We start from the raw sequence: 21,919 nt of genomic DNA, 5'->3' as shown, positions 1-21,919 counted from the left end.
CATCTCCCCTATAGCTTATTCTTTCAACAATACTTCCCTAACGTAACTTTTCTGATAGACGCTTGGCCAGGGATAGTGCCGCTTCATTATCTCCATGGAGACAAATCGTGTCTGCCTGGATGGATACGGTCTTCCCATCAATAGATACCACTTCCTGTTTTTCTACCATTCGAAGCACCTGTCTTTCCACTTCGTCCCCGTCATGAAGGACAGCATGAGGAAGAGAGCGAGGAGTTAATGTACCATCGGATTGATAGGCGCGATCGGCAAATACTTCATGTGCTACGCGCAATCCTGCTTCTTCACCAGCCCTTGTAAGTTCACTTTGTGACAGGCCGAATAGAGTGAGGGCGGGGTCAAGGTCGTAAACGGCTTCAGCAATCGCTTGAGCCAGTTTGGAATCCTTTGCAGCCATATTGTACAGTGCCCCATGTGGCTTAACATGTGATAGTTTCCCGCCTTGGGCTTTGATAAAAGCGTATAAAGCCCCTATCTGGTATTGAATGAGGGCATAGGTCTCCTCGGGGGAGATCTGCATCATTCTTCTTCCAAATCCCTGGATGTCCGGCAGCCCGGGATGCGCTCCCATTTTCACTCCATGTTTCATTGCGTTTGAAACAGTTTGTTTCATCACAAGGGGATCTCCCGCATGAAAACCGCAAGCGATATTGACGGATGTGACATAGTTCATCATTTCTTCATCTTTTCCTATCGTATATGCACCAAAACTTTCCCCTAAATCACAATTTAAATCAATTTTCATTTTTTCATCCTTTCGAGCATGAGAATGTATTGTAACATTCTGAATTCTTCTTCATCATATCATAAAAGTATGTCCATTTGTTTGTTCTGTGAATAGACTGCTCGTAAACAAATGCGTTTTCTCATCAAATTTTAATCTTGTTTTAATTGAGTTCACTTTTTCGGGCGTTACAATGAATCTTGCTTATGAATAAGGATTTATCACTCCCTAAACAGATTGAAAGTGGGGTAGCTTTCTAATCTGTTTAAATCTTTATTATGTAAGACCCATTCTAATTTCTTTCCTTTGAAGACAAAAGCCTTGCTGAAGCTTTTGTCTTCTTTTTTTATTTCATTATACTCTTTTAGCAAAAAATCTTGATTATACCCAAAGCAAGTAGTGGTTGATTTCCGCTGCAGGTGCTCGCTTTCCGCGGGGCGTGAGTTGAGCCTCCTCGGGCGCTGCCCTGCGGGGTCTCAACTTTCCCGCTATTCCCGTCGGAGTCGAGCACCTTCCGCTCCAATCAACTGAATTTTGAAAGTTTTAACACATAAAGATTGACAGAGAAAGAAAATCATAGTCTTTGTTGGAATCACGACAAAAGTCATTCTTTTAGATATAAAAAAAAGACAGGGAAGATGTTCTTCACCTGTCAGTGGTTTTGTTGCCCGTTATGGGGTTTTAGTTTCATTTTATAGAGCCATTCTTTCATTTTTCCTGCATTTCTTTTTCTCTTAGGCTGGTTCTCCATGACCCTGGTCCTTAAAAAGTGGTAAACCAATTCCTCCGCCAGGATGATGAGGATAAAGAAAGAAACAATCACCACGACCCAAGTCATACATTTTCCCCCTTTTGCTTCTCAACTATGTTTATGGATATATCTACCACATTATGAAGAGAATGAAACATGATCAGGAAAAACAAACAGGGTAATACAGATGATTATAATATGATTATGTAAATTGGTTTATCTCTTAATGAAAACTCACCTTTTTCTCATTTTATTTTAATGATGGAGGAGCAGAATGAAAGTAGTGATAAAAGGGAGGTTAGAACCATGTGGATTCGAATTATTCCTATTTTATTTTTCAGCTTTACGGCGTTAACATTAATGACGTATCAAGGCATTGAAATATTCCATGCCCTAAACGATTTTATTTTCAACAAAAGTAAATTAAAATAAAGGGTATTAAGATTTAGAGCAGGTGATTGTGTGAAAAGAATCTTAGTCATTGAAGATGAAAAGAATCTCTCCCGATTCATCGAATTGGAACTGAAATACGAAGGATACGAAGTCGGCCTGGCCTATGATGGGAGAGATGGCCTGGATCAAGCCCTCAACGAAGAATGGGACATCATCCTCCTGGATCTGATGCTCCCCGGTTTAAATGGATTGGAAGTGTGCAGAAGAATTAGGCAGGTCAAAGCCATCCCGATTCTGATGATTACGGCAAGGGATAGTGTAATGGACCGGGTATCGGGGCTAGACAGCGGGGCGGATGATTATATCGTCAAACCTTTTGCTATTGAAGAGTTGTTAGCAAGGCTAAGGGCAGTGTTCAGACGCGCCGTAAAAGAGGAGGCCGCTCAACAGACCTCGTTTCATTTTCGGGATATCATCGTATATAAGGAATCCAGGCAAGTATTTAAGCTGGAAGATGAAATTGATGTGACTAAACGGGAGTATGACCTTTTACTTGCTTTTTTAGAGAACAAGAATATTGTGCTGACCCGTGAAGTCCTCCTCAATAAAGTATGGGGATACGATACGGAAGTTGAAACGAATGTTGTTGACGTTTACGTAAGGTACTTAAGGAATAAAATAGATTCTCCAGGCGAAGAGAGTTATATTCAGACCGTACGCGGAACCGGCTATGTGATGAGGACATGAATACATTCATCAATCGACTTAAGCCTTCTTCCCTTAAGGTGAAGTGGGCATTTGCAGCCGGGTCAGCCATATTCCTTGCCTTTTTTCTATTCAGCTTTTTTCAATATCACGCCATTAATAAATGGATGCTTGATGAAGAAGAAAGTAACTTTGGACGGGTATTGGATGAAATTACTGTCTTCTTTAAACAGAGAGGGAACGATATCCAGCTTCAGGACATATATGACAGCCGGGATTTAATGAAACAAATAGCCGAAAAAGACCAGACAATACGGATATTGGATCGTCAAGGTGAACAGGTATTGGAAATCAGGGGAGAAAATGAGTCAGCCTTCTATGTACCATTTCAACCTGTCAATGATAAATCGGTGGAACTCATAGAATCTGAAGGTAAGAAAATGCTCATTGGGCGATCACCCATCAAATCGACCCAATTTAACGGTTATGTAGAAATCATACAGCCATTGAACCGATATGAAAACATCATGAAGAATCTTTTTTGGATGATGACCATCACGGGTATCCTGGCTCTATTGATCAGTGCTGTCATTGGGTATTCTATGGCGAAAAGCTTTGTCCGTCCATTGAATAAACTTTCTGAAACAATGAGATCAATCGAAAGAAAAGGATTTCACGAAAGAGTAGAGATTGTAAAGGCACATGATGAAATCAGTGACTTATCCCAGATTTTCAATAAAATGATGAGTCAGATCGAAAAATCGTTTCAACAGCAGCAGCAATTTGTGGAAGATGCTTCACATGAATTGCGAACCCCCATTCAGGTACTTGAAGGGCATCTTTCATTATTGAATCGTTGGGGGAAGAAGGATCCAACCATTCTGGAGGAGTCTTTACAAGTATCATTAGATGAACTTGAGAGAGTAAAACGGCTTGTAGGTGAATTGCTGGAGCTTTCAAGAGCGGACAGGGAAAAATTCGATTTGGAAAACGCCAGGGCAAATGTACAGAAAGTAGTGGATAAAGTGATGAGGGACTTTAGGTTCCTTCATCAGGAATACACTTTTTCTAGTTTTGATGATTTAAACCACGAAGCGGTGGTAACCATTTTGCCGAGGCACCTGGAGCAGATCATGATCATCCTGTTGGATAATGCCGTGAAGTATTCTGATGAGCATTCCACTATTGAAGTGAAGCTAATGGACTCTCAGGAAGACATTATCATAGAAGTCAAGGATGAGGGGATTGGTATTCCTGAAGAAGAACTTCCGAAAATATTTGACCGCTTCTATCGTGTGGATAAAGCAAGAAGCCGCGAGAAAGGCGGATACGGACTTGGACTCGCCATCGCTTCCAAGCTGGTCCAAAACTATGACGGTGACATCATGGCCATTGGAAACCATCCTCATGGCACCATCATTCGACTATCCCTTAAACAAATCCATTAAATTGACAGACGTCTCAATATTTTTCTGAGACGTCTATTTCTGTATACTGCATGTCAATGCTTTTAGGGATTTTCAATTCCAGGATTCCGTCTTTATATTGAGCAACAGCACCTTTTTTCTTTACCAGACAAGGGAGGGTGATCACTTGTCTATCGTCACAGCCGGGTATGTTTTCTATGATTGCCTGATTTGACGTGTGAAATATCTTCAGATGCTTCATCCATTCCTCATTCGGTACCTGGAAACGAATATAGATATCTTCAAAGGTTTCGAATACATTGGTAGGAATGGCGGAATTGGACCTGGGTTCTTCCTCGCGTTTCGTTTGCTGCCCCTGATTGCCCATCGGATTCATAAAGGATTGTGCCCCATTCATCATATCATTCGGATTCATCATGCTGTCCCACCCGCCAGGAAACATCTTCTTCATCATTCCTTGAATATAGTTATCCATTTCTTTAGGGTTCATTTGATTCATTTGATCTTTCATGTTTTTATTGAAAGGGAATAAACTCCATGGGAACATGTGAACCACCTCACTTTAAACATAATAAATAGCCCCTTTGTTTCCTTCTGGTCTATCCTATGCATTGGGTGGGCGATAAGTTCATTTTCGGGGATGGAAGAGGAAGGTTGCGACTGAAAAATCTTTGTCTATGACTCTGTAAACATAGTACTAAACAAAAAATCGCAGAAAATAACAAAAAATATTTGGTTTTTTTAGGTAACAGTAGTAAGATGGTTTATGAAAAAAGCACCCTAACATGGGGATACAAGAAGGTGAAAGAGAAAGCGCTTAATAAAATATTATTTCAGAATAGTCGTTATACAGAAAGGTTTTCATGCAATTTATTATGGGAATATAAGTAATAATCCCATGAGAAGTACGGAAAACAAAATTTTAAGAAATTTGTTATAAAGACTTTATCTTACTACTGCACAGTGATAAAATGTCCTTGTAAGCGTTTTTATGTATTAAAAATTACTATTCTTGCATAATGAATACCGTTGATTGAATTGTAAGAATACATGATACCCAAATTATACTAACTGGCAAAATAGTTGGAGGTTTTTCACAATGAAAAAGCAATCTGCAAAAGGGGAACCGTGGCAATCGTTTTACGGACCAAACCTTGGTTATGTAATGGAGGTTTATGAACAATTCCTTGAAGATCCATCAGAAGTGGATCCTGAACTTAAGGAATTATTTGAACAATGGGGTCCTCCCACCGTTGAAGATGTAAAGGTGATCGCGAGTGCCCAGCACGGTGATTCATCGTTTACACTACCAGAACAGCCTACAGCTTTGAGTAAAATGGTGGCTGCGGTTAAATTAGCAGATAATATTCGTACATATGGTCACTTAGCTGCGGATATTAATCCCCTGAATGACCGGAATAAGGATACAAGAAGAATTGAACTTTCTGAGTTTAATCTGACAGAAGAAGATTTAAAGCAAATACCTGTTGATTTCTTATGTCCGAATGCACCTTCTCATATAAAAGACGGTCTTCAGGCCATTCAGCACTTAAGACAGGTTTACACAAATAAGCTGGCATTCGAATATGCTCATGTTCATGAGCTTGAAGAGAAAAATTGGTTAAGGGAAAAGATAGAGTCGGAATCCTATTTCACTCCTCTTTCTAAAGAGAAGAAAATTGCGTTATTAAAACGTCTTGCCCAAGTGGACGGATTTGAAAAATATGTTCATCGTACCTTTGTTGGTCAAAAGCGCTTCTCAATTGAAGGATTGGACACGATGGTTCCATTATTGGACGAGATGGTTCGTTATTCTGTTGAATCAGGTGCTAAAACCGTCAATATCGGAATGGCCCATCGAGGACGTCTGAATGTTCTGGCACATGTCATCGGTAAACCATACGAAATGATTTTTGCAGAATTCCAACACGCGCCGAGCAAGGACTTAATTCCTTCTGAAGGATCGATCGGGATCACATTTGGATGGACGGGAGACGTTAAGTACCATTTGGGGGCAGACCGTGAAATCTCTCCCCAGCAGTCACCGACAGCCCGTGCACGGGTGACGCTTGCCAACAACCCGAGTCACTTGGAGGTTGTCAGCCCGATCGTTGCAGGATACACACGTGCAGCCCAGGAAGTACGCGAAGATAAAGGCTACCCTGATCAGTCCCCTGAAGCTTCATATGCAGTCATGATACATGGAGACGCTGCCTTCCCGGGTCAGGGTGTCGTGGCCGAAACATTAAATATGAGTCAACTGCGCGGATACAATACAGGTGGATCCATTCATCTGATCGCCAACAACATGATAGGTTTCACAACTGAAAGCCGGGATTCACGTTCGACAAAGTATGCATCAGATACGGCCAAGGGCTTTGAAGTGCCAATTGTGCATGTCAATGCGGATGATCCCGAAGCATGTCTTGCTGCAGCAGTCCTTGCCTATGAATATCGTAAAACATTCGGTAAAGACTTTGTCATCGATTTAATCGGCTACAGACGTTTTGGTCATAATGAAATGGACGAACCGATGGTAACGAATCCATTGATGTACTCAGTCATTCAGAATCATCCGAATGTTAAGAAGATGTATGCTGACAAACTCATCTCAGAGGGTATAGTAACGGATGCAGATGTAGAGAAGATGGATTCTGAAATCGAGGAAGAATTAAAAGCAGCCTATAATAAAGTACCTGCCAAAGACGATGATCCAGATACGGTCCTTGCTCCACCTGAAGACGTGGCGAATGGGCTTCCGGAAATCAATACAAGCGTCGATTTCGATAAGCTGGAAGGGTTAAACAGTGAACTGCTCCAATGGCCGGAAGGTTTCAATGTGTTCAAGAAATTAGATCGCATCCTGAAAAGACGCAGCCAGGTATTCGAAGGAAAAGGGAAAATTGATTGGGCGCATGCCGAGACATTGGCTTTTGCTTCCATCCTTAAAGATGGAACACCAATCCGACTGACAGGGCAGGACTCTGAAAGGGGAACATTTGCTCAACGTCACCTGGTACTCCATGATGAGAAGTCAGGTGAAGAATATATTCCATTACACAATCTGAAAGATAGCCATGCGTCATTCGTCGTCCATAACAGTCCTCTAACCGAAACAGCCGTAGTTGGTTACGAGTATGGATACAATGTTTTTGCCCCTGAAACCCTGGTTCTATGGGAAGCTCAATTCGGTGATTTCTCGAATATGGCGCAGGTGATGTTCGATCAGTTCATCTCGGCCGGTCGCGCGAAATGGGGTCAAAAAACAGGTCTTGTTATGCTTCTGCCACATGGTTATGAAGGACAGGGTCCTGAACACTCCAGCGCCCGTTTGGAGCGCTTCTTACAACTTGGCGGGGAATATAACTGGACAGTCGCCAACTGTTCAACAGCGGGTCAATACTTCCATATCCTAAGACGTCAAGCCGCTATCTTACAAAAAGAAGAAGTAAGGCCACTTGTCATCATGACTCCAAAAAGCCTGCTGAGAAATCAGTTTGCAGCTGTCACGGCAGAAGAATTGGCCAATGGGGAATTTCATTCAGTACTGGAGCAAAAGGGTCTAGGGGAAAGCCCGGAGGCTGTTGAAAGAGTTGTTTTATGCAGCGGCAAGATTGCGATTGATGTAGAAGAGAAGCTTCAGGATCTCGATGATAAAGACTGGTTGCACGTTCTAAGGGTGGAAGAAATTTATCCTTTCCCTAAAGGGGATATTACAGCCATCTTAGAAAGGTATCCAAACCTTAAAGAATTGGTCTGGATCCAGGAGGAACCTAAGAATATGGGAGCATGGACATTTGCGGAACCAAGGCTCCGTGACATTGCCCCAGAGGGTGTCGATGTGCATTATATCGGGCGTCGCAGACGTTCCAGCCCATCCGAAGGAGAACCGACTGTACACAAAAAAGAGCAATCAAGGATCATAAACGAAGCGTTAACCCGATAAGAAAGAGGAGGACATCACAGTGGCAGAAATTAAAGTTCCAGAATTAGCAGAATCAATTACAGAAGGTACGATTGCACAATGGCTGAAGCAGCCCGGGGATTATGTTGAAAAAGGCGAATATATCGTCGAGCTTGAAACCGATAAAGTAAACGTGGAAGTCATTTCAGAAGAAGCCGGTACAATCCAGGAGCTTAAAGCTGATGAAGGCGATACGGTTGAAGTTGGGCAAGTGATTGCCATTGTAGGTGCAGGCGGAGAAGCCAATGCCACCTCTGATGCAAAGGAAGAAGCGCCTAAGAAGGAAGAAGCACCAGTTGAAGAAGCACCAGCTAAAGAAGACAAAAAGAATCGTCCGATCGCTTCTCCGGCAGCACGCAAGTTGGCTCGTGAGAAGGGCATCGATCTCTCCGATGTTCCAACAGATCCACTTGGACGCGTTCGTAAACAGGACATAGAAGCCTATAGCAATAAACCGGCAGAAGCTCCTTCTAAACCTTCTGCACAGGAGAAGAAGGCTCCAGCAAAGAAAGATGATGGAAAGCCAGTGGTACGTGAGAAAATGTCCCGCCGACGTCAAACCATCGCGAAACGATTAGTCGAGGTTCAGCAGACAGCTGCCATGCTGACGACATTCAACGAAATCGATATGAGTAAAGTCATGGAGTTACGTAAACGTAAGAAGGACAAATTCTTTGATGACCATGATGTAAGACTTGGTTTCATGAGTTTCTTTACAAAAGCAGTGGTAGCAGCGCTTAAGAAATACCCTTATGTAAACGCTGAAATAGATGGGGATGAAATCGTCCTTAAGAAGTTCTACGATGTCGGCGTCGCCGTATCCACTGATGATGGATTGGTTGTCCCTGTCGTACGTGACTGTGAACGAAAGAATTTTGCAGAAATTGAAGGGGAAATCATGGAACTGGCTACTAAGGCCAGAAACAACAAATTATCCCTTGGAGACCTGCAAGGAGGGTCATTCACCATTACAAACGGTGGGGTATTCGGTTCATTACTGTCCACTCCGATCTTAAATGGACCACAGGTTGGGATTCTGGGAATGCATAAAATCCAACTTCGTCCTGTAGCCATTGATAAAGATACCATGGAAAATCGTCCGATGATGTACATTGCTTTATCATATGATCATAGAATCATTGATGGAAAAGAAGCGGTCGGATTCCTGGCAATGGTTAAAGACTTACTTGAAAACCCTGAAGATTTACTTCTTGAAGGGTAAACAACACTGATTGAAAAATGATAGATGAATGTTTGGCTGATTCATATGACCCCTTGTGGTATATGAGTCAGCTTTTTTTGCACATATTTTCACCAAATACATAAAATATGGTTAAGTAAAATAAATTTTCCTTAAGGAAACTTATGGACAACAATCGGAGAGGGTGGAGAAATGAATGCATATCACTCAAAAAAAGTGCTTCAGTATTCTTATTTATTTCATAAGATCGGACTTCTCGATCACGAACAATTTAAGCAAATCGAGGAATACCATGGATTAAAAGTCGTGAAAAAAGACAGGCTCAAATGAACTTGAGTCTGTCATCAATATCTCAGGGGGTGAGATAGTTAGATTTTCAATTTTATATTTATTTACAGCGTCAAGATTTCCTAAAAGGTTTCAATCCACGGTTACGAATTTCTTTCTTAAGAAGCGATATCCAGTCTTGATCATTCCCTTGTTTCTCAGCATCACGATAAGCTGCCACCAACTGTTCATTACTTAAGATTTTCATGACCAACCTCCCAGGAAATGTATAAAATATAGAATTTTCTATATTTTCTATTTATTCTACATAGAAAACATCCATTTGAAAAGTGTTTTTTCATAAATTCCGTCTAAAGTTGTATTTTTAGTTTTTTTGTTGAATTTGGTTTAAAGAGGGCGCTTTTTGTCTATATAAACCAGTTAGACCATTTAGGACTTATTGGATTTTGTCGTCAGTGAGGTACCGGATTATTTAACCTGTTTTTAGAGGTAGGTCTTAATTAGTTTGAAAATTTAAATTTTTGTGATAATATACACGCATAAGGAACTGAAATTTCACCTCTTGAATCGCTGGTGGAAGGTTCCGATCTATACAGGGTCATAATAAAGGGGGAAAATCATTTGTCGGAGATTTTACACACTACAGTAGGAGATCTTCTCGAAGAAAAAGCACGCATTCAGCCGGACATTGAAGCGGTTGTCTATGCTGACAGGGGTTTAAGATGGTCCTATCACGAATTTAACCAGTTGTGCAGACAGGCTGCAAAGGGCTTCATGAATCTTGGCATTAATAAAGGGGATCATATCGCCATCTGGGCATCTAACACACCTGAATGGTTAGTGAGCCAGTTTTCCACCGGGAAAATGGGTGCCGTACTGGTCACAGTGAACACAAATTATCGAAGTGCTGAATTAGAATATTTACTAAGACAATCTGACAGTCAGACGATTATATTGATGGAAGAATTCAGAGGTGCTTCATATATAGACATGCTCTATGAGATCTGTCCGGAATTGAAATCTTCCGAGCCTGGGGAGTTAAAAAGTGCAAAACTACCTTTCTTGAAAAATGTGATTGTTCTAGGGGAGAATTCCTATCCGGGTACATACAGCTGGGAAGACATCATGGAGAAAGGGAAGGAAGTGGAAGATCATGAGCTTGACGAAAGACTTTCCAGCCTATCCCCTCATGATGTCATCAATATGCAATATACGTCAGGGACGACAGGGTTTCCGAAGGGGGTCATGCTCACTCACTCCAATATCGTAAATAACGGGTATAATATCGCCGGATGCATGAGACTCGGAAATGAAGATCGTTTATGCATTCCAGTTCCATTCTTTCATTGCTTCGGATGCGTGCTCGGGGTACTCGCTTGTGTTTCCGTAGGGGCCACAATGGTCCCGCTACAGGAATTCGATCCCCGTCAAGTCTTGAAGACGGTCCAGGATGAAAAGTGTACAGGCCTTCATGGAGTGCCTACCATGTTCATTTCCGAGTTGAACCTCCCGGATTTCGATCAATATGACCTATCCCATCTTCGCACCGGCATCATGGCAGGCAGTAACTGTCCGATTGAAGTGATGAAAGGGGTCATGGACAAAATGGGAGCAGATGAGATTACGATCGCCTACGGTCAGACAGAGTCATCCCCCGTGATCACCCAGACACGTACCCATGATCCGATTGAATTAAAGGTCGAAACCGTTGGGAAATCCCTGCCGAACGTCGAAGTGAAAATTGTAGAGCCCGGTTCAAATCGGGAAATCCCATATGGAGTCCAGGGAGAATTGTGTACCCGTGGATACCATGTCATGAAAGGGTACTATAAGAATGAAGAGGCGACAAGGCTTGCCATTGACGATGAAGGATGGCTTCATACGGGTGATTTAGCCGTCATGGATGAACATGGTTATTGCAGGATTACAGGTAGATTAAAAGATATGATCATTCGAGGTGGTGAGAATATTTATCCGAGAGAGATTGAAGAGTTCCTCTATTCCCATCCTAAGGTGTTGGATGTACAGGTCATCGGAATCCCGGATGAGGTTTATGGTGAAGAGGTCATGGCCTGGATCATATTGAAGGAAGGACAAACCGCGACCTCTGAAGAGATCAGGGAGTATTGCACCGGTAAGATTTCACGGCACAAAATCCCAAGATATATCGAATTTACTGATTCTTACCCAATGACGGCTTCCGGGAAAATCCAAAAATTCCGATTAAGGGAGCAGGCGAAGCAAACCGCCGTCCCCAAAAAGTAAATGAAAAATTGAAAGCGTTTCCCCTTAAAGGGCATCTCTATCGTAATGGTGGATATGTCCTTTTTTTATATTATTCGTATAATGAAAGCAGAGAATACTGAAATTTCAAAGCTCATTTGATAAAATATAAGAAAGCTAGTTTGAATGATTAACTGTAATAAAGTTATGTTAACAAGAGAAAGGGGTAACATGGTGTACGTTTTTGTCTATGGTACGTTAAGAAGACATGAAAGTAATCATTCCTTATTAGAGGATGCTTTATTGGTCCGGGAACAAGCCTGGGTAGAAGGACTTCTATATGAAACGAATAAAGGCTATCCCGCCCTGAAAGAAGGCAATGGAACTGCCTATGGCGAATTATATAAGATCGACTCTGACATATTATTGAAGATCGATGAGCTTGAGGATTTCCTGGAAGATCGTGAAGAGAACCTGTTTATCCGCAAGCTTAAGAAAGTGGAAACAGACACCGGAACCCGGGAAGCATTTGTCTATTATTCCGAAGATAAAGCATTATTTCAAGAAGAGATTCCTTCAGGAGATTGGAAGGTCCATCAATTTCTTAAGGGAAAACCCGAAAGAACACTATATTTCGCATACGGATCCTGTATGGATGATGATCGATTTAAAAAAGCCAAGGTGGATCATCATTTCAAGGATTGCCTTGGAGCGGGTGTGTTGGAAGGATATACAATGAAGTATCTCTTTCAGGTAGATGATGGAGGTCGTGGAGATATCATTGAAGATGGAGGAACGATGGAAGGGGTAGTATATGATATCCCCAAAGAGGCTGTAGAGTACCTGTTTACAAGGGAGGGGGTCACCCCGGGTTGGTACAGGGCGGCTTTCATTGACATACTGATAAACGGCAAACCTTATAAGGATGTACTGACCTTTATTGTTAAGATGAAATATGATGAAACATGTCCCCCCGATCATTACGCGAGGGAAATCCTGAGGGGGAGCCGGCCACATGTAAGTCAGTCTTATCACGAAAAACTACAAAAACAGTTAATGGAAATAGGCATGACGAAAGATCAAGTGGAGAACCTCCTTAAGTTAAGTTAAGGTACCGACGCTTCACGAATCAGGAATGGTTTTCGTCTTATTCAGATAGGGTATTAATAAGTGACCAGGTGGGTCCCGGGAGAGACACAAATTGCATTGTGTGAAAAGAGGTGTGTGATGGACTATTTACTTCATTTGGTTGATCAATTCGGATACATTGCCATGTTCCTATTTAGTTGGGTCGTGTTTGTGGGGTTACCGGTACCAAATGAACTGGCTGCCGCGTTAGCCGGTTATCTTTCTGAATGGAGACATTTTAATCCGTACACCTCTTTTTTCTTTATGTATAGTGGATTGATCTCCTATGGAATCTTTGCCTTCATGAATGGAAGGTATTTTGGCACTAAGTTAACATCCCGCATGAGAAATGGAAACAAATCCAAAAAGCTCATTGAAAGTGGAGAAGTTTGGCTGAATAAATATGGTCCATTGGCGATTTCATTCAGCTATTTTATACCGGGAGTCCGGTTATTCATGCCATATATAGCAGGTACAACAAGAGGGATTTCCTTCATGAAGTATCTTCTATATGCCCTTCCATCGGCTTTCGTATGGGGACTCGTCTATTTTCAGATTGGCCGGTACTTCCCTAAGAGCTTTCAGGTGCTGTTAGAGGAAGTGAGCGTAAAAGCGGGGATCATTTTTGGCATCCTATTGGTCACACTGATTATTTACGGACTCTTCTTCACTGTGAAAAAAAGCAACAATACAACAAAGTGGAAAAAGGTTAGGTATCGGAAATAATAAAAGACTGATGGAGGTATTCCCATCAGCCTTGTTCATCTATCATGATCGTGAAATACTTTCCGAATATCCCTATCGCTTTAACCGTGGTTCTGGAACCGTTCTTATCCTCATAGATCTTGCCGATCGTGTTAAACAGCAAGTACCCATTCTTAATATTTGATCCGGTTTCAATCAGGGTTGTATAGGAATTATCCTCCATTTTTTTGGTGCAGGTTATTGAAGCGTGACATTCGATTTCGTATTCATTTAATAGCCAAGAGTAAAACTGTTCTTCGTTCGGCCGGTGCGTGCTCATATAATATAGTAGAAGGATGGAGATAATCATCCCTATTCTGATTAATCCTTTTTTCACGAATATCGAACCTCTCCCATATGTTATCTCCTATAATATACCATATTATAATTGTTTGGTGTGTCAAAATCCATAAAAAATCGACAAGAAACTATATAACGGGCGTCTGATATCGGTTGAGCCGAAATCTGGTTTAGATAGTAGTTGAACTAATGCGCCTGTAAGAATATACTAGTAGCATAGTTCCATTGAAAAGGAGGTTATCGACTTGATCCATAAAACTTGGACGGAGAATCATTCGAATAAAAAGATTAAATGTGTACATACGGACGCGAAGAAATACACGGTTGCAGATGTCCTTACAGTTGGAAAAGAATATGAAGTGAAAAACGAATCAGAAGAATACTACTTCGTTATAGATGAAAGTGGCAAAATGGGAGGATTCTACAAAGAATATTTCGAAGAGGTCTAAACATCTCCCAGCTGATTTTTTCCTATACGGAAGAAATCAGCTTTTTTAATGTTAATTTATTCGTAATCTTCTTATTAGTAATGCATTGTTCAACGTGCTTGAAAATTGGGATGGATGGGGAGAGACAAATGCAGCAATCATTTAGTAAACGGGTGGTTACTCTACAGGACATGTCATCACTGAAAGAACTATTTATGAACTATGAGCTGAAGGCATTTGGAGAAAGGCAAACCAGCGAAGAAGAGATACATGAGATGGTGGAATCGATTCCTGAAACGGATCGCATAGGTCTTTGGCATAATGGGGAATTAGCTGCCCTCTCCATTTTGACTGAAAAAGATCATCGCCTGCCCTCTTTAATCCTTGCTAACCCAAATGAACATATGAATCACTATATTAAGGAGATGGTAAAAGAATTAGTATCATCCGCTAGAACCGGAAAAATAATGAAAGGTGAAAACAAAACGATCATCTTATCTGCAAATCTCGAAGTAGAGAAGAAGACGCTCGAACAATGTGGATTTACGGCAACCCGCTTCTGGTTTCAGATGAAGAAGGACCTTGAAGATTTGACGACTACCTCCATTCCTTCTTCTTATCAAATTTCAAGTTTCAATCCCGATACTGAAGCTCACTGTCTTCATGAATTGTTTGAAGAGGTTTTTTCGGATCATTTTGATTATCACCCCACTGAATTGGAAGAATTCAAGAAGCGTTTTCTTCGCCCTTCTTTCGATCCTACACTTTGGTATCTATTGAAAGAAGGAGACAATCTCATAGGGTTTATCCTTTGTTCTGTCAATGATGAGACCAGGATGGGGGAGGTCTCTCATCTGGGTATCCATAGAAACTTGCGTCGGAGGGGACTTGCCCATCATTTACTTCATTACGCGTTTCACAAGCTGAAAGAACGCGGAATGAAAAAAGCAGCACTATCCGTAGACAGCGATAGCTACACCGATGCCACTATTGTCTATCAAAAAGCCGGCATGTATGTCTATAGGGGATTCACCAGATATGATCTGAACATATAAAAGCTTACCACACCCGGAAAAGGGTGTTTTTTTCTTGATCTGCCGAAATAATAAAATTGTGCAGACCCTTTGCAGTGTAAGCGCTATTGCATGTAGAATGACTAGTATGTGAATTGGAAAGGATGTCAAAGCATGAATTTGGAAAGAGAACTACCGGAATCGGTCACCCGTATAATAAATGAAAGAAAACAAGCATTCGCTGGTAGTGAGCACCACTCATTGATCGGGGAAGGGGGATATACGGCAAGTGAGGATTATATCATCGAGGACAGCATCATCTCCCTTTCCCTGGGGAAAAATCTTCTCCTTAAAGGACCAACGGGGTCAGGAAAAACAAAGCTGTCCGATACATTATCATCGATATTCTCTCAACCGATGCACAGTATCAACTGCTCGGTTGATCTCGATGCAGAAGCATTATTAGGATATAAAACGATCAGTGAAAGGGATGGTAAAAATACCATCGATTTCATTGAAGGACCTGTGATTCAAGCAATGAAAAATGGTCACCTGCTCTATATTGACGAAATCAATATGGCTAAACCTGAAACATTGCCGATTTTAAACGGTGTATTGGACTATCGAAGAAGTATTACGAATCCATTTACAGGTGAAGTCGTGAAAGCTGCCCCCTCATTTGGTGTTGTAGCCGCTATCAATGAAGGGTACGTAGGTACGGTTCCGTTAAATGAGGCCCTTAAAAATCGATTTGTTGTCATAGACGTACCTTATATTGAAGGGGAAACGCTGAAGAGTGTCATTGAAAGTCAAAGTAAGCTTACGGATGACAAGCTCATCGGCCAATTTGTAAATTTGTCTTCGGATTTATTGATCCAGGTGAAAAATGGACAAATTTCAGAGGAAGCAGCATCGATACGTGCCCTCCTTGATGCCTGTGACTTGGCTCTGTATCTACCTGCCAAGCGTGCGATACAGAGGGGAATTGTTGATAAGCTTGAAGATGAACGTGAGAAAGCGGCTATTCTGAATATAGCAGAAACCTTATTTGAATGAGGGATTTGTAATGCATCGATTTATTCAATTTAATGATGAAAATATTGATTCATTTTTAGTGATGGAAATGGCGGATCTTACAAAGACACTGTCGAAGAATGGAGATATGAACCTGAAGTATGGTCCGTTTTCTTATTTAGACTATAAAGAGGAAGCGGTCTATGTCAGTCATTTCTGGGATCATCGAAAAAGAGATGACGAAGTCCATGGGTTGAAAAGTGATATCTACCTGAGGACCATCGGTAACCTCCATGAAACGGTGATAGAAGATGTGATAAATTACATTGAAAAAGTAAAAACTACTTCGGTCCCACGATTTGCAAAGCAATTGTTTGTCATCGGGGAAGAGATACGATTGGAGGAAATTTGCAAATCCAGACGACCGGGCACAAAGAAATCATTTGACACGAGAAGAACATTATACCGCCAGCACTTTGAAGCCCAGCTTAAAGTGAATTTGACGAAAAGCGTGTTTACAGATGCTCTGTTCAATTCGATTTACCTCCTTCTTCACGCCCAATCCCCGTTGGAACAACCGGTGAAGATAAATGAGGATATTGACCTGGCCATGCCGTTTATTCATGGCCAGATTACCCGATTTTATGAGACCCGTCAGACGAAGGATGTTGTGAAGGTAGCTTTGGAGATTGTTGAGGTTGTGGATGAAATTGTTCAAAAAGATATGTTGAATGAATACTTTCATTTGCCTGAGGACGTCTATGAGATAGAAGAAACGTCCGGTGAAACCTTTGACGATTTAAAAAGGAAAGACCCCCTGGAGAATGATGATGTACTGGAAGAAGAAAGCACAGGGGAAGAAGAGATCCTGGATGAAGAATTCCGTACATGGCACAGGGAAACAAGTGACAAAGGGGAATCCTTCCTGCAGTTCGATCTGGATCAAGGTTCGCAATCCGACCTCATGGGAGAAGGTGTCCGTGAAGGAGACGATGCTGATCAGGCTTTAGCAATGGTTCAAGGCTCTAAGCAGGAGACAGAACGGGAGCAGTACCATAATGTGAAAGCCGAGGAGCAGGAGAGGGAAGAGTCTGGAGGGGGAGAAAGTGAGTATGGAAAGGACAATCGCTTCGCAGTACCTCACTTTCTTACCCCCTCTGTTCCCACTTCTGAAGAAAAACTAGCGTATAGTCAGAACAAAGGATTGATTGCTCCATTTCAAAAAAAGCTTCAGAAGATGATTGAGAAAACACTGGAACATAAGCGTATACAGCCGCGCAGCGATCTGCATTTCGGCAGATTGAATAACAAGTTATTACGGTTCATAACAGATGATAATCCAAGACTTTTTTATAAAAAGCAGAATCCTTCTTCAGAGATAGATGCAGTGTTTTCTCTACTGGTCGATTGCTCAGGCTCCATGTATGATAAAATGGATCAGACGAAGCTTGGTATCACGTTGTTTCATGAATCGTTAAAATCAGTCAGGGTACCACATGAAGTCGTCGGCTTCTGGGAAGATACGAATCGTGCGACCAAGACCAGTCAACCGAATTACTTAAACCCTGTGCTCAATTTCTATACCTCACTGAAACCAGGCAGTGGTTCTGAAATCATGCAGCTTCAGCCGGAAGAGGACAATCGTGATGGTTTTGCCATTCGCCTGATGACAGAAAGAATTCTGATGCGGAATGAAAAACAAAAATTCCTCCTTGTTTTTTCAGATGGTGAGCCTGCAGCCATGGAGTACGAACAGAATGGAATTGTGGATACTCACGAAGCCGTTCTGGATGCAAGGAAAAAGGGAATCGAAGTCATCAATGTTTTTTTATCAAACGGTGAAATCGATGAGGCCCAAAGAAAAACCATCCAGAATATTTACGGGAATTACAGCATCCTTGTTTCAGATGTGGAAGAACTCCCGGAAGTATTATTCCCTTTACTCAGAAAGCTCTTGTACAAGAGTATATAAATGTTTAAAAGAGGTTGGGGCATAAATCCATTGCCTCTACTGACGAACCATCAAAAAAATTAAGGATCACTTCTTACACCGCTATTGATTTCCGTGCAAGACTTCGCTTTCCTCGGGCGGAAGGCAAGCCTCCTCGTCACTGACGCTCCTGCGGGAATAGCTGGACAGGTGAGACCCCGCAGGCGCAGCCGAGGAGGCTCACCGCCAGCCCCGCGGAAAGCGAGCAACTGGAGCGGAAATCAACCACTACTCACTTCATCCAAAAGCAACAGTATTTACGTAAATAGCTAAATGATAAATCCGAACGATTTCGAATTTCAAAAGTGAATTTCGATGATTGTTCGGATTTTCTTTTTATTAAACACTTTTGTACTAGTCTCTTTTCTTAACTCTTCCTTGATACCCCACATCCTGGTTTTAAGGACTCAAAGATATGGAATGGATTATAATCTCCAAGGAAATTTCTGTATACTAAAGAAAGTTGAGTCTTTCTTAAACAAACGGGTAGGTTAGTAAATATACATAAAAGGGAAATGATAATAGTGTACAAGGGAGGAAGGGACATATATGGAAGAGCTGGATATGCATCATATTTTCGAACTAGGTCTTATATTAGTCATGATTGCAGCTGGTATAACGGCGATATCCAAGAAATTCAAGCAGCCCTATCCGATTGCCCTCGTAATTGTCGGTGCGCTGATCGGGTTATTCAATATACCCGTATTGGAGCCGCTTAAGGCTTTTATTACAGAAGGTGAAGTCTTTAATTTCGTCATTATCACCTTGTTTTTACCTGCTCTTTTGGGAGAAGCTGCATTGAAGCTTCCCTATTCCCATCTAAGGGCCAATAAAGAACCGATCATCGCTTTGGCTTTCGGTGGAACGTTGATTTCATTTTTAATCGTCGGTTTTTCAGCGTACTATTTCTTTGATTTCTCTATTCAGGCAGCTTTTGTTTTTGGAGCCCTGATGAGTGCAACAGATCCTGTCAGTGTATTAAGCATTTTCAAGAGTGTGGGCGTTAAGAAGAGATTGGCCGTTGTGATTGAAGGTGAAAGCTTATTCAATGATGGTTTAGCTGTTGTTTTATTCAATATATCCGCCTTTTATCTTGTGTCATATATCGATGCTGGATGGGCGGGCCTTGGGAGCGGATTGTGGGAGTTCATCAGGGTGGTCTCATTGGGACTGATCATCGGTGGTTCCCTGGGGTATGCCTTTTCGATTTTAACGAAGTACTACGATGATTATCCCCTTGAGATCATTTTTAGTGTCATCCTATTTTACGGTTCCTTCCTACTGGCGGAAAATGTACATGCTTCAGGGGTCATCGCCGTGGTCATTGCAGCCCTGATCTTCGGAAATTTCGGCGGGAAGATCGGAATGAGTCCCACTACCAAGTTGAATATCAACAGTTTTTGGGATGTTGCAGCATTACTTGCGAATTCTCTGGTATTCCTAATGGTGGGCCTTGAGATAACTAGGATCGACCTCCTTGAGAAGTGGCCATATATTCTCGCAGCCATACTTATCGTATTAGTGGCAAGGAGTATAGCTGTTTATACAAGCTTGTCCCTTATCGGGAACTTCCCGCATATGTGGAAGCACATATTGAATTGGGGAGGGTTGAAAGGATCTCTCTCGATTGCTCTTGTACTGAGTCTTCCACGGGACTTCCCAGGCAGGGAGGACGTGTTGATCCTCGGCTTTAGTGTCGTCTTATTCAGCCTGGTTGTCCAGGGACTGACCATCAAACCGTTAATCAATGTATTGGGCATTAAGCCGAAAGAGGAAGGGAATCAGGAATTCGAGAAATTACTTAGTCAGCTTCATCGTTATGAAATGGCGATATCAGAGATTCATCGTGTGAAACAAAAGCTCTATATCACTGACCCAATTTCGAAGGAGCTCATTGATACATACGAAAAAAGAATTGATATGCTGAAAGCACAATTGGATGACTTATTTGAACGCAACCCGGTATTAAAAGAAAAACAGCTCTCTACACTTAGAAAACACGCGATGTATGCAGAGTATGAGGCGGTTGCAAAACTCGAAAAAGAAGAAATCATCAGCAGTGCCATTGCGGAGAATGAATATGACAGCATCATGGATAGCATTGTGCATAACGAGGAGAAATAAAGTAATTAATTTGAATGAAGAGGTGCGTTTCCCGGCATCAGTAGTAAAAGACCATGGGCTCTCATATATGAAGAGCCCATGGTCTTGTTTTAGCCATCGAAAGAATGAAGTCCTGTCTTACCAAGGTAAATCACAAGGGTGAAGGTAACATGATCTTTTTACATTCTAGCGTTTCAAGATGCTCTTGAAATGGGAGAATGTATCGAAACTTGCTTTACCGTGATACGCACCCATTCCGCTGGCTCCAACCCCACCGAAAGGAAGATAGTGAGATGTCATGTGGTTGATTGTATCATTGATCGCGCCGCCTCCAAATGAGATATTCGTCAATATTTCATCCTGAAGCGTTTCATTTTCACAGAAAAGATAAAGTGCCAACGGCTTCGGACGCTTCACAATTTGATCAATCACTTCAGAAGTGTCTTCATATTCAATGATCGGGAGGATCGGTCCGAAAATTTCATCCTGCATGATCGGATCTTCCCATGAAATCGAATCAAGAATCGTCGGTTCAATGACGAGATTTTCACGGTCTGAGGCTCCACCGGTAACCATGCTTCCATTGCCCAGAAAGCTTTTCAGGCGATCAAAATGCCTTGTGCTAACAATGTGGCCAAAGTCTGGGTTATGAATGATATCGTCCCCGTAACTGGCATAGATGGCTTCTTTCAGTTTTTCCACCAGCTCGTTCTTTACTTCACGATGGACGAGAACATAATCCGGAGCGACACATGTTTGACCTGCATTCGCAAATTTCCCTCTTGCAATTCGTTTCGCCGCTTCATCAATGTCCGCATCTGAATGTACAATCGTAGGACTTTTACCACCAAGTTCAAGCGTCACGGGTGTTAAATGCTTGGCTGCAGCTTCTGCGACGATTTTCCCGACACCAGTGCTTCCCGTGAAGAAAATGTAATCGAAATTTTCCTGGAGCAATGCAGTGCTTGTTTCGACTTCTCCTTCGACGACATGGAGATGCTCTTCCTGGAAGTGGTCATTGATCATGCTTGCAAGCAGGCTTGAAGTGTTCGGGGTCAATTCCGATGGTTTCAGGACAGCGGTATTGCCGGCAGCGATCGCTCCAACAAGGGGTGCCACTGCTAGTTGGAATGGATAGTTCCATGGAGCTATGACAAGGATCGATCCATAGGGCTCTGGATAAATAAAGCTCTTTGCCCCTCGATGTGTATCCGGTGTTTGAACTTCCTCAGGTGATGCCCATCTTGTTAGATTCTCTAAAGTGAAGTCGATCTCACCAAGGACAAGGCCGATTTCTGCCCGTTTAGCTTCTATTTCAGGCTTATTCAAATCATTCTTTACAGCTTTTATTATGTCATGTTCATGCGTTTGGATAAGATTCTTTAACTTAGTCAAAGCTTCTACCCTGAAACTGGTATCCTTTGTAGTACCTGAACGAAAGAATGATTTCTGTTTATTGATAAGTTCTTGATAGTTTTCCATGATAAAAACTCCTCTTCTTTTGG

Annotated in this window: 19 protein-coding genes; 13 read left to right on the top strand and 6 right to left on the bottom strand. The window is 41.9% G+C overall.

Going from position 1 to position 21,919, the window contains the following annotated elements; all coding sequences use genetic code 11:
- Positions 1 to 37 precede the first annotated feature (37 nt).
- Both V8G47_RS02055 and V8G47_RS02050 read right to left on the bottom strand, forming a co-directional pair.
- Positions 38 to 763, bottom strand: coding sequence for a LamB/YcsF family protein (locus V8G47_RS02055; RefSeq protein ID WP_336198632.1), 726 nt, complete (start codon positions 761 to 763; stop codon positions 38 to 40).
- 631 nt (positions 764 to 1,394) lie between these two features.
- Positions 1,395 to 1,580 (bottom strand): hypothetical protein, encoded by a 186-nt coding sequence (locus V8G47_RS02050; protein ID WP_336198631.1) that lies wholly within the window; start codon positions 1,578 to 1,580, stop codon positions 1,395 to 1,397.
- Positions 1,581 to 1,955: 375 nt separating this feature from the next.
- Between V8G47_RS02050 and V8G47_RS02045 the strand changes: the two genes are divergently transcribed.
- Both V8G47_RS02045 and V8G47_RS02040 read left to right on the top strand, forming a co-directional pair.
- Positions 1,956 to 2,633, top strand: coding sequence for a response regulator transcription factor (locus V8G47_RS02045; RefSeq protein WP_336198630.1), 678 nt, complete (start codon positions 1,956 to 1,958; stop codon positions 2,631 to 2,633).
- The gene (locus V8G47_RS02040) at positions 2,630 to 4,039 is read left to right on the top strand and encodes a HAMP domain-containing sensor histidine kinase (protein ID WP_336198629.1); all 1,410 of its coding nucleotides are present in this window, start codon (positions 2,630 to 2,632) and stop codon (positions 4,037 to 4,039) included. Before V8G47_RS02045 ends, V8G47_RS02040 begins: the two co-directional genes overlap by 4 nt.
- 13 nt (positions 4,040 to 4,052) lie before the next feature.
- Here V8G47_RS02040 and V8G47_RS02035 read toward each other — a convergent pair whose 3' ends face one another.
- A complete protein-coding gene (locus V8G47_RS02035) occupies positions 4,053 to 4,565 on the bottom strand; it encodes an Hsp20/alpha crystallin family protein (protein ID WP_336198628.1) in 513 nt (170 codons plus the stop codon).
- 552 nt (positions 4,566 to 5,117) lie between these two features.
- Between V8G47_RS02035 and V8G47_RS02030 the strand changes: the two genes are divergently transcribed.
- The 3 genes from V8G47_RS02030 (at position 5,118) to V8G47_RS02020 (ending at position 9,513) form a co-directional block, all read left to right on the top strand.
- Complete coding sequence (locus V8G47_RS02030; RefSeq protein ID WP_336198627.1) at positions 5,118 to 7,964, top strand: 2-oxoglutarate dehydrogenase E1 component; 2,847 nt, start codon at positions 5,118 to 5,120, stop codon at positions 7,962 to 7,964.
- Positions 7,965 to 7,983: 19 nt separating this feature from the next.
- Entirely contained in the window at positions 7,984 to 9,204 is a 1,221-nt protein-coding gene (odhB, locus tag V8G47_RS02025) for a 2-oxoglutarate dehydrogenase complex dihydrolipoyllysine-residue succinyltransferase (protein ID WP_336198626.1), read from the top strand.
- 171 nt (positions 9,205 to 9,375) lie between these two features.
- Positions 9,376 to 9,513 carry a hypothetical protein gene (locus V8G47_RS02020; RefSeq protein ID WP_336198625.1) on the top strand — a complete coding sequence of 46 codons (138 nt, stop codon included), beginning with the start codon at positions 9,376 to 9,378 and terminating at the stop codon, positions 9,511 to 9,513.
- A gap of 70 nt (positions 9,514 to 9,583) precedes the next feature.
- Here the strand turns inward: V8G47_RS02020 and sda are convergent, their stop codons facing one another.
- Complete coding sequence (gene sda, locus V8G47_RS02015; protein ID WP_034758885.1) at positions 9,584 to 9,718, bottom strand: sporulation histidine kinase inhibitor Sda; 135 nt, start codon at positions 9,716 to 9,718, stop codon at positions 9,584 to 9,586.
- Between the two features lie 383 nt (positions 9,719 to 10,101).
- Between sda and V8G47_RS02010 the strand changes: the two genes are divergently transcribed.
- From V8G47_RS02010 to V8G47_RS02000, 3 genes are all read left to right on the top strand, one after another.
- Entirely contained in the window at positions 10,102 to 11,736 is a 1,635-nt protein-coding gene (locus V8G47_RS02010; RefSeq protein WP_336198723.1) for an AMP-binding protein, read from the top strand.
- A 165-nt stretch (positions 11,737 to 11,901) separates the two neighbouring features.
- Positions 11,902 to 12,804, top strand: coding sequence for a gamma-glutamylcyclotransferase (locus tag V8G47_RS02005; protein ID WP_336198624.1), 903 nt, complete (start codon positions 11,902 to 11,904; stop codon positions 12,802 to 12,804).
- Positions 12,805 to 12,921: 117 nt separating this feature from the next.
- Positions 12,922 to 13,548 (top strand): DedA family protein, encoded by a 627-nt coding sequence (locus V8G47_RS02000; protein ID WP_336198623.1) that lies wholly within the window; start codon positions 12,922 to 12,924, stop codon positions 13,546 to 13,548.
- A 25-nt stretch (positions 13,549 to 13,573) separates the two neighbouring features.
- Here V8G47_RS02000 and V8G47_RS01995 read toward each other — a convergent pair whose 3' ends face one another.
- Positions 13,574 to 13,903: a hypothetical protein gene (locus V8G47_RS01995; protein ID WP_336198622.1), complete on the bottom strand. Its 330-nt coding sequence runs from the start codon at positions 13,901 to 13,903 to the stop codon at positions 13,574 to 13,576.
- 208 nt (positions 13,904 to 14,111) lie between these two features.
- On the opposite strand from V8G47_RS01995, the gene V8G47_RS01990 reads away from it, so the two are divergent.
- The 5 genes from V8G47_RS01990 (at position 14,112) to V8G47_RS01970 (ending at position 20,435) form a co-directional block, all read left to right on the top strand.
- Entirely contained in the window at positions 14,112 to 14,315 is a 204-nt protein-coding gene (locus V8G47_RS01990; RefSeq protein WP_336198621.1) for a DUF6501 family protein, read from the top strand.
- A gap of 128 nt (positions 14,316 to 14,443) precedes the next feature.
- Positions 14,444 to 15,349, top strand: a complete 906-nt coding sequence (locus V8G47_RS01985) for a GNAT family N-acetyltransferase (protein WP_336198619.1) — start codon at positions 14,444 to 14,446, stop codon at positions 15,347 to 15,349.
- A gap of 132 nt (positions 15,350 to 15,481) precedes the next feature.
- Complete coding sequence (locus V8G47_RS01980; RefSeq protein ID WP_336198618.1) at positions 15,482 to 16,363, top strand: ATP-binding protein; 882 nt, start codon at positions 15,482 to 15,484, stop codon at positions 16,361 to 16,363.
- A 10-nt stretch (positions 16,364 to 16,373) separates the two neighbouring features.
- Complete coding sequence (locus V8G47_RS01975; protein ID WP_336198617.1) at positions 16,374 to 18,293, top strand: vWA domain-containing protein; 1,920 nt, start codon at positions 16,374 to 16,376, stop codon at positions 18,291 to 18,293.
- A 567-nt stretch (positions 18,294 to 18,860) separates the two neighbouring features.
- Complete coding sequence (locus V8G47_RS01970) at positions 18,861 to 20,435, top strand: cation:proton antiporter (RefSeq protein ID WP_336198616.1); 1,575 nt, start codon at positions 18,861 to 18,863, stop codon at positions 20,433 to 20,435.
- A gap of 165 nt (positions 20,436 to 20,600) precedes the next feature.
- Here the strand turns inward: V8G47_RS01970 and V8G47_RS01965 are convergent, their stop codons facing one another.
- The gene (locus tag V8G47_RS01965; RefSeq protein WP_336198615.1) at positions 20,601 to 21,896 is read right to left on the bottom strand and encodes an aldehyde dehydrogenase; all 1,296 of its coding nucleotides are present in this window, start codon (positions 21,894 to 21,896) and stop codon (positions 20,601 to 20,603) included.
- Positions 21,897 to 21,919: the final 23 nt, after the last annotated feature.

The organism is Rossellomorea sp. LJF3, from assembly GCF_037046045.1.
GTDB lineage: Bacteria > Bacillota > Bacilli > Bacillales > Bacillaceae_B > Rossellomorea.
Note: the sequence above shows the minus strand (reverse complement) of the source record. Positions and strands in the feature narration are given on the sequence as shown.